9 protein-coding genes are annotated in these 12683 nt (G+C 52.1%); all 9 read right to left on the bottom strand.

Going from position 1 to position 12683, the window contains the following annotated elements; all coding sequences use genetic code 11:
- Positions 1-22: 22 nt before the first annotated feature.
- On the bottom strand, positions 23-1249 hold the full coding sequence (locus tag ACMTNU_RS06885) for a hypothetical protein (RefSeq protein ID WP_413934494.1): 1227 nt from the start codon (positions 1247-1249) through the stop codon (positions 23-25).
- Positions 1250-1252: 3 nt separating this feature from the next.
- Positions 1253-1852, bottom strand: coding sequence for a polysaccharide biosynthesis/export family protein (locus tag ACMTNU_RS06880; protein ID WP_413934493.1), 600 nt, complete (start codon positions 1850-1852; stop codon positions 1253-1255).
- Positions 1853-1862: 10 nt separating this feature from the next.
- Entirely contained in the window at positions 1863-4295 is a 2433-nt protein-coding gene (locus ACMTNU_RS06875; RefSeq protein WP_413934492.1) for a tetratricopeptide repeat protein, read from the bottom strand.
- 29 nt (positions 4296-4324) lie between these two features.
- Positions 4325-5959 (bottom strand): glycosyltransferase family 4 protein, encoded by a 1635-nt coding sequence (locus ACMTNU_RS06870; RefSeq protein ID WP_413934491.1) that lies wholly within the window; start codon positions 5957-5959, stop codon positions 4325-4327.
- A 31-nt stretch (positions 5960-5990) separates the two neighbouring features.
- Positions 5991-7565, bottom strand: coding sequence for a VPLPA-CTERM-specific exosortase XrtD (gene xrtD / locus ACMTNU_RS06865; RefSeq protein WP_413934490.1), 1575 nt, complete (start codon positions 7563-7565; stop codon positions 5991-5993).
- A gap of 183 nt (positions 7566-7748) precedes the next feature.
- Positions 7749-8429, bottom strand: coding sequence for a hypothetical protein (locus tag ACMTNU_RS06860; protein WP_413934489.1), 681 nt, complete (start codon positions 8427-8429; stop codon positions 7749-7751).
- A gap of 229 nt (positions 8430-8658) precedes the next feature.
- The gene (locus tag ACMTNU_RS06855) at positions 8659-9495 is read right to left on the bottom strand and encodes a WecB/TagA/CpsF family glycosyltransferase (protein ID WP_413934488.1); all 837 of its coding nucleotides are present in this window, start codon (positions 9493-9495) and stop codon (positions 8659-8661) included.
- A complete protein-coding gene (locus ACMTNU_RS06850; RefSeq protein ID WP_413934487.1) occupies positions 9476-11380 on the bottom strand; it encodes an alginate lyase family protein in 1905 nt (634 codons plus the stop codon). Before ACMTNU_RS06850 ends, ACMTNU_RS06855 begins: the two co-directional genes overlap by 20 nt.
- Positions 11380-12216, bottom strand: a complete 837-nt coding sequence (locus tag ACMTNU_RS06845; RefSeq protein ID WP_413934486.1) for a glycosyltransferase family 4 protein — start codon at positions 12214-12216, stop codon at positions 11380-11382. The genes ACMTNU_RS06850 and ACMTNU_RS06845 overlap by 1 nt, the downstream gene beginning before the upstream one ends.
- Between the last annotated feature and the right edge of the window lie 467 nt (positions 12217-12683).

Genomic DNA, 12683 nt, shown 5'->3' with positions numbered 1-12683 from the left:
TCCTTGTGTTTGTCCCATAGCATTAATGAGAGAACAAGAGGTGTGCCGGAGAATAGGTCACCATAAACGTGGTCCCATGAGATTCGGCCGAGCTAATCGCAATGTCAGTATCCCGCCATCGATACATGTATGACACTTCTGCCCGCCACCATTCGAGAAACTGCCACGTCAACTTCGGTGCCACACTGACATACCGGCTTTCCGGAAAGGTTGCTCCGATAGCCGTGCCTGCCTTTCCGGTCGTGATCATTCCAACCAAATTCAGCCCCAAGGCCAGAGTCTCCGAAACGCCATAGGTGCCGGAGACTTCGCCTCGATTCGTCTGAATTAAGAGTCCAAATCCACTAGGGCTCAGATCTCGAGCAAACGTAACTTGAACCATAGCTCGTTCAAACTGTTTCGTCATACTGGCCCCGGCCAACCACACAGTCTCATTGGCATCAGAGGAGCCGGCGGGTATCTGCGTCGTGGAAGACAAAAACCTGGGTCCGCCATAAACAGTTCCCGTCAACGATTCATCAAAGGCATGGGTAAGACTCATATTGATTCCAGGGAAATTCGCTCGAAATGAAAATGGTGAATCCTTTGTACGAAAATCCGTATAGGATCCTAATAAAAGAATCTGGTCGCGCTCTGTCAACTGATACTGCAGTCCACCGGAGCCACCCACCACGCGATGGTCAGTCAACCTGGCAGTTTCATACGTCGTGTCGGACAACTGTACGCTTGACTGAAGTGACAACTTTTCCGTCACAGCTCTTGTCCACGTTGGATTAAAGGTCCACTGATTACGTTGAGCGAACTGCAGAACAACCCCGGTCGCCTGCAATTCACTGAGCAACGTATTGTCCCGGGTGAATCCTCCATGGAAGCCGAAGAGATCCTTTTCTGTTCTATAACGCACCGACAAGGGAGCAAAGACGTTCGTAAACTGCCGGTCCTCACCGCCGAAATACCCAACAATGTCTGCGGCGAGCCTACTACTGACGTCCAGGCGCTCGGTCTTACCGGAGAATTCCGTCGCGGGGGTAACCCAATACCCATAGGTGTCGTGATGGGGAAGCGGTGTCAACAATAGATTACTGTTGTAGACTCCCTTCGCCCCAATCGATGGAGCCAAGGACCACTCTGCTGCCTCGCTTTGGCCTGCCGTAGTGCATTCCAAGAGCCAGAGCAGCACCAAGAACCGCCCGACGCCTCGCACATATCGATAGTGGTTACGACCTCGAGCCCCATCCCTTTCATGCATCGATTACGGCACCATGACGACGTCGCCGCGTTGGAGAAGAATATTCTGCTCCAAGTCTCTCCCTTTTCGAATATCTCCATAGCGGAAGGGAATGGCCTGCTGCCCCCCCCTCACTCGCCGCATCACTTTAATATCGTTTTCTCCAGCGAACGGAGTCAGCCCTCCGGCAAGACTGAGCGCCTGTAAGACATCAGTGTAATGGCCAATCACGTATTCACCCGGTTTATTGACTCGCCCAACGACATACACCTTGTAACTAGCCACTTTCGTCACAGCCACGGAAACATTGGGATTCGGTATATACTTCGTGAGGCGCTTGACCAGTTCTCCACGAATATCTTCAACTGTTTGATTCTCCGCTTGGATGTCTCCAACGAGGGGGAACGAAAACATGCCGTCCGGACGAACCACGACCTCGCGTGTCAACTGCTCATCTTTCCACACCGATACCAACAAGACATCTTCTGCACCGAGTCGATATCCCGGCTCAAATTGCGACGCCAGCGACGCAGGCATCGCATCTTCGGCATGAACGGGCATCACCGCTAACACGACACCTATGATCAGTCCCCCACTCAGCATTGATCGAACTGAACGACCCATGGCTTCTTCTTTACCCCCTTAGCTGTGCGAGGGCCTGCTCGGCCTCTCGTCGCCCTTCAAATAGATCCGGACTTTTCAGTGCTCTGGAGAGGTAGGCGCGAGCCTCAGCTCGTTGACCGGACCGCAAGAATGCAATCCCAAGGTGATAATTAAGGATAGACATTTCTGGAGATTTAACGACCGCATCTTTCATGAGACGGATCGCTTCCTCCTGTTGACCCATCTTGAATCGAACCCACCCGAGTGTATCGATGAACAACGGATGCGGTGCCTCCTTCTCAAACTCTCTGCTGAGACCGAAGGCTTTCTGCAAACTTGCCGGATCTCCTTTGTGATCGACAAGCAGCACAGCCAAGTTGTTCGCCGCCAACACGTTGTGCGGATTGATTCGCAAGGTGGCTTCATACGCGCCCATGGCCAGATCGAGCTGTCCTCGCTCGGACTGCACCGAGGCCAATAGCATATGCAACTCCTCGCTCTCGGGGTTCGCTGTAAGTGCCTCTTGCACGATCTGCAACGCCACGTCAGGTTTCTTCTGAGACAATGCCGCTGTGACCCAATTGAGCCATGGGGTCACCCACTTCGGATTGACTCGAACTGCTTCCCTATAGTGGGATGCAGCCTCTTCGTGCAGCTGTGCACGAGACAAAATCTCCCCCAGGAGACCGTGCGCGAAGAGATGGTTCTGATCGGTAGCCAGGATAGACTCCAGCCTGGTTTTAGAGCGGGCAGCCTGCCCTAACGCTACCTCCACTTTCACAAGCGACAGTAACGGCTCCGGCGAATTTGGAGCGACTGCCGTTGCTCGCTCGTAGGCCCGACTTGCCTCACTCAGGCGGCGCTGCGCTTCATAGAACCGCCCTTCAGCCACCAACGCAATAGCCTGATTGCCGCCCGACACCTGGCGAAGTCGTGTTAATGTTCTCTCCCCTTCCTGCCAATTCTTCGTCACCACATCCAACGTCATCAGCATGTCGAGCGCGGTAATATCATGAGGACGTTGCTTCAAGAGATCCTCGAGTCGCGCACGGGCCTGCTGGTGTCGTCCGCTTCGGCTCTCCAGCAATGCCAGGGATCGTTTGGCATCCACCTGGTCCGGGTACAGTGCCACTGCCCGTTCCAAACTGTCCTTTGCAAGATTGATATCACCGGCGAGTTGATACGCCTGGCCAAGCAGATAATGCACCGTGGCTAACTCTGGCCGATCATGCAGAACGGTGCGAAACGCCTGGACCGCGTCCTTCCCCTTCCTTCTGGTCAACGCCATCCGCCCCGTGAGGATCAACCCTTCCGTTGATCGAGGGTTCTCTTTCAAGACATCCTGCACTTGACGTTCCGCGTCGATCTGTTTGCCGGCACGGAAATCCATCTCCGCCAACTTCACCTTAGCTTCCAGTCCAGCCGGCTTCTCGTTGTATTCACGGACCAAGGCAGCATACTGATCGCGCGCTTTGGCCTCCTGGCCCATCCTCACATAGAGCGCAGCAACTCCAAATTGAAGCTGACTCGCATACGGTAACTGCGACGTGGCCTCCAAGAGTACGCGTTCAGCGGACGAGAGATCGTTCCTATTGACAAAGAACTCCGCCAATACAAGTCTGCGCTGCTCACTGTTTGGGTCACGCGCCACCGCATCACGAAGCACGCTTTCCGCCTGACCATAGGCGCTTTCCTTGACATAGAACTGAGCCAGTCTCAGCCGGTGATCAAACGACTCCGGCTCGACGTCGATCATCCGACGAATCACTCTCTCCGCACCGGCTGAATCATTGACTCTGGTCAATACCGCATTCAAACTACTCAGGAGATCGAGATCAGCTGGATGTGCTTTTAAGGCAGATCGCAATACGTTCTCGGCATCATGATAGCGTTGACGCTGGCCGTACAACGTCGCAAGAAGAATCGCAACGTCCGGCTCCGCAGGAAATTCTCTGGCCAGGGCTTCCGCCTTGGGAATCGCTGGAAGAACGGCTGCGTCCGAGACCACCTGTGAGGCAATCTTTAGCGCCTGCGCCTGAGCATGGCCGGGATAGCCCCTGAGCACTGCCTCTGCCACTTCCACTACACGATCGGTCAACTGCGCTTCCAGGTAGTATTTGCCTAAGGCAATCAATGCCGCGGTATGATCAGGACTCAGTCGTACGGCTTCCTGATAGAGCTGCACCGCATTGCGCCAATTCTTTTCCTTCTCTTCAACTCGAGCAAACAAAACGTAGGCATCCGGATCCTTGGGATCAATTTTCAACACATTTCTCAGTGCCACCCTTGCCTTGGGATAATTCGCAGCCTCCATATACTCAGTGGCTCGAGCAAAATACTTTGCTTTTCTCTCTTCAGGACCACCACAAGCGGTCAAGGCCAGTACCGCGAGGAGAAGAATGCCGACACTTCCGCTTTTACTGACACCCTGCCCACAGCTCTTCTGTAAGTGTTCACAATTCATACTTGTACGTTATTACGTAATGCGGTTCGCTACAACAAAATCCGAATTCCCAACCCAAAGAGAATCCAGAGCGACACGAGTCCTAATTGTCTGACACGCGTCGAAAATGCATGAAGGAGCAACTCGAAGGAAAAGAAGAGCACCACCAATTTGGCCGCAAAGACACCTAAATGCGAGACATCCGCGCTGACCTCTGGAAGCAATGGCAACGTCACAGCCATAAATACCATCAAATAGTCAAGCGGTGTCGTCTGGAAACGGCTCTCCTGATTGAACCGAAGACTTAATAGCACCATAATAGCGGCAATGACAAAGAACACGTTGTGCGCCATGGCGACGGCAGAAACAGCACCTATCCGAGAACCCTCACAGACATAAAGCAAGAATGTGGTCCCAACATAAAGCCCTCCTCGCACAAAGTACGGAGCAACCTGCGAGGAGCAGGAGAGTCCGATCAACACCACCGCGAAGAGCCCAATCGAGACATACCCCACGTCGGTGGGAACCGTCGATGGAAGAAATACCAATGCAATCAGGAACAACGGAACAGTCACCGCCAAGAACTGGATCGGGAGATCCGTCAGCCAAGGGCCATTGACGAATCTGACAATGGTGGCATTTGAAAGAACATACCCTGCTCCTGAGGTTGGAGAGGGAAGGAGTCCTCGTCCCGCCGCAATAAACAGCATTAAGACCAAGAACACGAGCGTCAGATAGAGCGGAACAATAAGTTTGTCGGACTGCCAGCGTAGCATATAAGCCACCCCCAACATACCAGCCTGTATCAGATAGATCACGGTTACGGCTTCATAGTGCGTGAGCCCCACTTTAAGCAATTTATGATGGATATGAGCGCGATCCCCAACGAACGGCGATCGCCCCTCAGCCAACCGCTGCGCCGTGACCCCAAGCGTGTCCAAGAACGGCAATCCCAATAGAAATAACGCAAGGCTAGGGCTGAAGGGACCACGGGATGAGTCTGTCAGCAAGACGGCCAGCACACCCATCATAAATCCCAAGAGTTGGCTACCTCCGTCCCCCATGAAGATACGTGCGGGATAGGTGTTGTACCGCAAGAACCCCAAGATTGCTCCAAGAAAGGGAACAGCGAGCACGAGAACCGTCGAGTCTCCAGAAAGATAGGCCAGATAGGCGATCCCACTGAGCGTGAGAAACGACAGTCCACCAGCCAGACCATCCAAACCATCTGTCAAATTGACGGCGTTGGACACGCCGATCAGGAACACCACCGTCACAAGCATCCCGATCCATGCCGGCACTTCTACATCGGGGAGAAAGGGAAGAGTGGTAAACCAGATATCTCCGCCTAATACTACAGTAAGAGCCGCGCACAGCTGTCCGACTACTTTGGTTCTGTAGCCGAGATCAACGCGGTCATCCCATACACCAAAGACCACGATAATCCCGCATCCTAATAATACCGAGAATGTTGTAGTATCCTTAGGCCCCCACCAGGCAATCGAGGCGCATGCACCGACGGCAAATGCGATCCCACCGATCCGCGGCACCGCATGCGCATGAACTTTCCGGCCTCCCGGTTGATCCATGATCTGGAAGCGCTCTGCCACAATCCGCAGGAATGGAATCAGAGCCATGCAGACCAGCAAGGCGGTCATGGAACTGAAAAAGAGTTCATTCAGCATTGGTACGCTCGCTCATCAGGTACAGGGTTGTTTAGTCCGGCACAAACCTCGGCAGCTCCCCCCCAACTGCGACTGCAAATTCCCGGAGACGTTGGTCGACTGTGGATTCGGATTCACCCGGGCTGACAAGCGCAGCCAACCTCACCAACGCCCCGTCAGTCCGCTGCCGAGAAAATGCGTCCCACAATAAGTACATTTTGACCAGATATTCGCTCGTGAGCTGACGCTCGCGTTGTTTAAACCAATATAAAACGATTTGCTTTTGATCCCCTTTCTGAATGACCACACGATTGGCCCGCAGCGGTTGCATAGTCGCATCCGAGACCGGTATTTCGGCTTGCGCCAATGAGGAAATTTCCCAGCCACCACCCGGCAGACAACTTTGAGGTGAATGAGCCGACTGTCCTTTTCGTTGTGACCGATAATAGGCAGCATAGAAATTCACCTGCTGCTGGGGACTCAGTCGATAATCCGCGAGAACATAATCGTCAAACCGAAGGGTATCGATGTACTGCTGTTCGAGCGGATAGGGTTGGCCACGCCATCCGCTGATTTCCATCGGGAAATCTACAAAGGCGGTTCGGGGAGGAGGACTTTCCTCACGATCCATAAGCAGAGTACCAAGCAATGCACATGGGGCAAACAGCGCCACACTGCATAAGTAGGCTGGACCGGGTGAGAGTATCCGGTTGGGGAGGACGTTCACCTCGCCCTTCACGACGGTCTCCACTTCCTGAGTTCCCCATTTCAAATGCTCACGCAACGATCGCCCTGGTGTCTCTGCGCCAAGGCTTCCGAGGCACGCCACTTCGAGGATCAGCAACCCAAAGCTGACCATGAAAATGACCCATCCCTCAAAGAGATGATAGAACCCTTCTGCTGCACCTTTCCCATAAAATTCGACCAACACGCCGATCATGCCAATCCGGAACCCGTTAATCAGTATCGAGATGGGGATAGCAGAGAGTACTAAGAGGACTCGTTTCCACATCCTGTCATTGAAGAGATACGCGCAGAGCAACGCAAGCGAGAGCAGAGGAAGCAGATAGCGAATCCCACTGCAGGCTTCGACGACTTGCAGCTGAACGGGCCCAAGATCGATGACATTGCCTTCACGAAATGCCATCACCCCAACAAGTTGTAGACAGCCGACGCCGAGCGAAGACGACCACAATTGCAGTTGGCTTGATAGGTTTGCATAAAAAAACGTGGGAAGCGGGATCGCAGTCAGGAGGTAGCCGAGGGGAAACGCAATCGCCTTCGTGCCACGAATCCCAACGAGAGTCATCGCCAATCCGACGAGTACGATCCATAACGACAGGTGTAAGACGAGAAAAAGTGTCGAGAGTTCACCGACCACATAGAGAAAGAGACCAAGACCGACAACGGCCAAGCCCCACCATGATTGCTCTCTTGGCAGTTGAGACAGCCGGTGTCGGGATTGCCAGATGAGAAACCCTGAAATGAAAGGGACGAACAATCCATGACTATAATCCTCACTCCCAAACCACCGACTGATCAGAAACACAAGGCTGTCGGCATAGAGATAGCCAAGAAATACGATGATCACGATCGAGGAAACACATAGAGCGCGCGTACTGGCCATAAGGCAGATTCACTCACTCGATAATATTGTAAAGGGGCAAACAAGCGACGCCGATCCGAACAACCGCGGCGAAACCTGATTGTCTATCGGAACCGATTCTCTGTCGATTGATTTCGGAGAAAGAGCGGGCTTGATACCTATGTAGAGGTATCAAGCCCCAGCAGTCGGAAACGAGGGAATCGTCTAGACCTTGGATGTACGAAGATTTCGCAATCCGCCAGCCCCCAGCCCCACCAATGAGATCAGCCCCGCACCGAACAGCAGCACCGCCGCCGGCAACGGCACGGCCGTGAGACTGCTGATATTCCCTACATAGGCGCCGGGAACACCATCCGCATCCTCAAAAAGAAGTCGCCACCTCGCACTCCCGCCGTTCAGGCTGCCCAAACCGGGAGGATCCTGAACGTTCAGATTCAATCCTCCTCCAATCTGGTTTAGGCGAAGACCAAAACTAAATGGGGTGCTGCCATCAGAAAGGGAATCACCGCTAGCGGCAGTAACTAATTCCCATCGGTCACCAATGCCGCCTCCTAATGGAATATTCTTCGAAATCGTGACAGCATTCGCACCTGCTGAGAACGATGACGTGTAGAGAAGCTGTGGGCCACTAGGGCCCAGAAACCTCAGATTGAAGTTGTAATCCTTTACCGTGCCGTTGAAGACACCACCGCTCCCGACCGTCGAGCTCTCATATTTAAACAGTCCGTCAATTTGAAACGAACCAGTCGAGTCACCGTCGAGATTGCCGGCAAAGGAGTATGTCATCAATGCTGCTTGGGCTGCCGTGACTGGAACCGAGAGGACACATATCGCTGCAGCCGAAAGCATGAATCCTCGCCTAAACCATTGTTTCATCATCTGCATACCACCACTCCTGTTAGAGGTTGTCGAATGGTTACTCTATTAGGGACACGTAGGAATGGATAACTCTCTAGCAAACCTCAGACCAACACACAAAGTTGCTATGTCCATGAAAACTAAGGTAGTGGACAGTGGACGCTTCCCGCACCTGTGTCAACATTCCTGCAACAACGTTCAAATTTGTGCCGCAAGGGTTGGCAAAAGCAGCGAGTCATACAACCTTCCATAGAAGCTACGCAGCCTTGTCTTTCTGATAAATCTCTTGCTCCAGTTCAGTCATCTCCCTCAACAACCTAGTGGCCTCATTACTTGCCGCATCAGGTTGTTGGTAAGGTTGTCCTAGAAGCAGACTTCTGAAGACATGATAGACGAACAAGGGGAGTGCGACCTGACGGCCGATACGGCTGGGTTCCGAAATCAAGCGGTAAAACCATTCAAGATGTATGGCTCTAAACACAACGGGGGCACGTTTCACCCTACCCGCAATAACGTCAAAGGTGCCACCAACTCCCTGACAAACGCCAACTCTCAATTCTGGCAAATATCGAGTAATCCACATCTCTTGCTTGGGACTGCCCAACGCCACAAAGAGAAGGTCAGGTTGAACAGAATTGATCTTTGAAATGATCACTGGCATCTCGTCTTCTTTCACATAGCCATGCTGAGCACCAACGATCTTGAGACCGGCAAACCATTGCTGTAAGACTTCCGCAGTACGCGAGACCACCTCGTGGCTCGCTCCAAACAGAAAAACTGTATATCCTTTCGTTGCGGCTCGCTGACAAAGCAACGGCATGAGTTCCGACCCAGGAACACGCTCCGTACACCTACCCCGCAATAGTCTAGCCGCAAAAACAACGCCAATCCCGTCCGGAATCACTAGCGCTGCATTCCGGAGTTGAGCAAGAAGACTTCTATCCTGCTGAGCACGTACAATCTTTTCAGGATTCACCGCAAGGATGGCGCGCGGCTGTTGGTCCTTCACCATGGATTCAGCGAGATCAACCGCCTCACCCATAGTAACGCAGTCAACTGGCACGCCAAGAATTTCAATGCGAGGTAGCTTCATGCATGACTCCTCGAAAAGATGAAATGGCACGTGACAGCGGAACGGAAAAGCTGGAATTTTCACACCTAATTTCTGTGACAAATTCGTGAGGCAAGGTGCCGGTGAACATGGTGCGGAGCGTAGAGATTGGTTCTCGTACGCCATATATTCTTGACCTCCAACCACCAATGGGAGACATCTCGCCTCTGTGCAGGGAAGTGGCACCACCATCGATATGCAAATGCAGAGCTCCCCAATCCGTCTGCACAGCATATCCAGCCGTTGTTCGTGTCGGTCTAATAGCCAGATGCCAGTTCAGCTCAAGGGAATGACTGCCCGATCCAGATAGGTAATCCCATACCAACCAACCACCGTGAGGACTAAATGCTATACCACGCCAGTGGATGACGCCGAGGCGCTCTTTGTAGCCGTCGTGACGCGCCATCAGCGTAAAACCACCACTAGGATCTTCGCTCTTGCCTATCAGCTGGACACGAAATGGTTTCGACCACATAAAAGCAGTTTCCTGAACGGCTTGGTCGATTTGATCGACAAAAACAGTATTATGTGCCCGAGTTCCACGAAAGTATGAGCGCCATACTGCATCGCTGGTATATGTATATGTTCCTGGATCAATAAACACTTCCTGATCGCCATAGTCTAAGATGATGGATAGCGCATCAGCGTGACCATGTCCGAAGCATGGAGACATACCTAACGGGCCATGATCAAAGGTTAAACAAAAAGGGAATGGTGAACGCCTCAATACTAGTGTGTACCCAGTATCGGGGAATGTGACGCTTGATGTGCTCTGGATGCCTCCCTCTTCATAATTGAAGCGAAGATGGGCCGAAAGCGCATGCCCATTGTCATCATCTCCAATTTGAGGCAATTTCCCGTTCTGACCTCTAAAGGCCCGCACAAAAGCCCCACCACTCCGCACAGCATCAGCGATGGGAGTCGGCACACCTTCACCATGATGCTCAAGTAATGACTTCACCAGTCCCAGCAGATCAACAGTAAAGCGGTGATAGGCAAATGCTTGCTCGAGACCACCCCCATCAGGCAATACTTGTCTCCTGGCTTCCTGAAGTAGAATGCGCATACCTATGGCCTTCCACTCTCTTGCCTCCAAGAACTCAGGAAATAGCGTTCCTGCGTAAGTCAACCCACACCCCTCCGCAATGGTGTGATTTCCGGCAGAGGAATACAGAGACAATCGCTTGGCAATTAAAGACGCATGAGAACTGACAAGCTGCAATAGCTTTACCCATGTATGACAGGGGGTTATGAGTCTTGTGCGCACCAAGTCCACTGCATGGCATACAGCAATTAACCGTAAAGCACACTCCATAGATGAAATATAATGAATACCGGTCAGTGGCGGGTTTTCCTCAACCCATGAAGCCAACATGGATTCTAATAGTTGAATTGCCTCAGCAGCGCTCGCCTCCCGATACCGTGCAAGTAGTGCCAGACTGACAAGTTGCTGTAGCCTTGACGGTTCCCAAGCCACACGGATATCACCAATGGGGTTGCCTGTTTGGTACTGAATGGCACCAAAAAACGTTCTTGGCCAGACATTTCCAGTATCCGGCGAAAGATTCCAGGTAGGTGTTGTCGGATCCCATTTCCATGGATGACCGAGAGCCTTCCATTTTCCTTCCAAAAGGCGAGTGATTTCGGGCTCAGCAAGATCAAACTGCCAGTTCAATTGAGGAAGCTGCGCATCAGCTGCCGTACAAAACGTATAGTGATCAGGCTGCTCAACCATTGACAATTGTGCTCCACCCTCTCTATGGGCATTGCGCAATTGAGTAAGAACAAGGCGTTCCCCGATGCGGTACATCACCTCTTGTGGGTGCATTACGCTCGCCCGCTTGATAGCCCAGCGAATCCGCTGCATCAAAGCAGCACCTCTTCATAGTGTCGAGAAAGTTTCTGCGCAACGCCCCTCGCACCGAAGTGCTGCTTGGCGTAGGCGTGGTTGTATTTTGAAACTCTTAAGCATAGCTCCGGGTTCGACAATAGATATTCAAGAGCATCTGCGATATCGTGGGGAGCAAGACTTTCAATGATGCAGCCCATTTTCTTATCCTCAAAGAAATCCCGTAACGCTCCTACAGGGCGAGTAACAACTGGCAGACCATATGCCATGGCCTCGAGTACAGAGAGCGGCATGCCTTCACTGTAGGTGGGAAAGAGATAGACATCCGCTCCCCTGAAGGCATCCACTTTGAGCTTCCCGGTCACAAAACCAGCAAAACGGACATCTGAAATGGATTTGTCACTAACGTAAGCCTTTACACTCCCTAGATCTGGCCCTTCACCTGCAATGGTTAAATTTACTTGGGGATATCGTCTCTTTAAAGTCCAATAGGCGTCCACCGCCTCAAATACACCCTTCTTTTTCACGATTCGACTAAGAAACAGAATGCGGAACTGCTCGCCTTCTCGGGAGCACTTCAGAGCACAGGATTCAGAATCTCCACCTAGAAGCATTACGTCATCGATCGCTGTCGAGCCTATGCGCACTGGTCCCGAGTATCCCATGGATATCAGTCGAGAGCTGAATTCACTCGCAAGGACAAGAACTACATCGGCTTGAAAGTACGTCCATTTAAATATTCCGGAGAAATAGTGGCACAACTTTCTCTCAAAGCTGACATCCCACCCGTGGAAAAACACCAACACACGTTTTCCAAGCAGCTTCGCCAGGATGAGAAAAATACCATCTCGCACGATCGCTTTAGGGAGCAGTGACGGATTAATGTGTACAACATCGTAACGGCCTGACAATAGAACTCTTATGAATCGAGCATAATCTTTAATTAACCGAGAGAGAACACACTTGAATCCGGCGCTCTCTGACCGAGCCCCTACCTCAAAATAATCCACTCGGTCACCAAGGTGCCCACGGAGTACGTCAAACAACTGAGACACTCCCCCGGGCTGACTAGCAGACGGTACGGTCACGAGTACACAAGGCACATTCCTTCGAATCACGATTTCCGCTCTCCGCAGAAAAGGTTTCGCTTAGCAGCCAGAATGCGTTGCCTAGAATTCACTTCACACCTGTACTCTTGAGGAGGCACTCCTATTCGAATACTGTTTTCATCACCTAAACTCCTCTGGCCTGCCTCAATAGGTGCTTACCAACTATTACATTCAGGTTGCCATTGGTGTACAAAATGATAGATTCCTGCTCT

The organism is Nitrospira sp. BLG_1, assembly GCF_047338595.1.
Classification (GTDB): domain Bacteria; phylum Nitrospirota; class Nitrospiria; order Nitrospirales; family Nitrospiraceae; genus Nitrospira_D.
The sequence above is the reverse complement of the archived record's forward strand: the minus strand, read 5'-3'. Positions and strand labels throughout refer to the sequence as shown.

What these genes read in the sequence shown, in the direction of transcription:
- xrtD (WP_413934490.1), bottom strand. Translation starts at nt 7,565, where the DNA reads ATGGCCAGTACGCGCGCTCTATGTGTTTCCTCGATCGTGATCATCGTA.
- ACMTNU_RS06880 (WP_413934493.1), bottom strand. Translation starts at nt 1,852, where the DNA reads ATGGGTCGTTCAGTTCGATCAATGCTGAGTGGGGGACTGATCATAGGT.
- ACMTNU_RS06875 (WP_413934492.1), bottom strand. Translation starts at nt 4,295, where the DNA reads ATGAATTGTGAACACTTACAGAAGAGCTGTGGGCAGGGTGTCAGTAAA.
- ACMTNU_RS06860 (WP_413934489.1), bottom strand. Translation starts at nt 8,429, where the DNA reads ATGCAGATGATGAAACAATGGTTTAGGCGAGGATTCATGCTTTCGGCT.
- ACMTNU_RS06885 (WP_413934494.1), bottom strand. Translation starts at nt 1,249, where the DNA reads ATGCATGAAAGGGATGGGGCTCGAGGTCGTAACCACTATCGATATGTG.
- ACMTNU_RS06855 (WP_413934488.1), bottom strand. Translation starts at nt 9,495, where the DNA reads ATGAAGCTACCTCGCATTGAAATTCTTGGCGTGCCAGTTGACTGCGTT.
- ACMTNU_RS06870 (WP_413934491.1), bottom strand. Translation starts at nt 5,959, where the DNA reads ATGCTGAATGAACTCTTTTTCAGTTCCATGACCGCCTTGCTGGTCTGC.
- ACMTNU_RS06850 (WP_413934487.1), bottom strand. Translation starts at nt 11,380, where the DNA reads ATGCAGCGGATTCGCTGGGCTATCAAGCGGGCGAGCGTAATGCACCCA.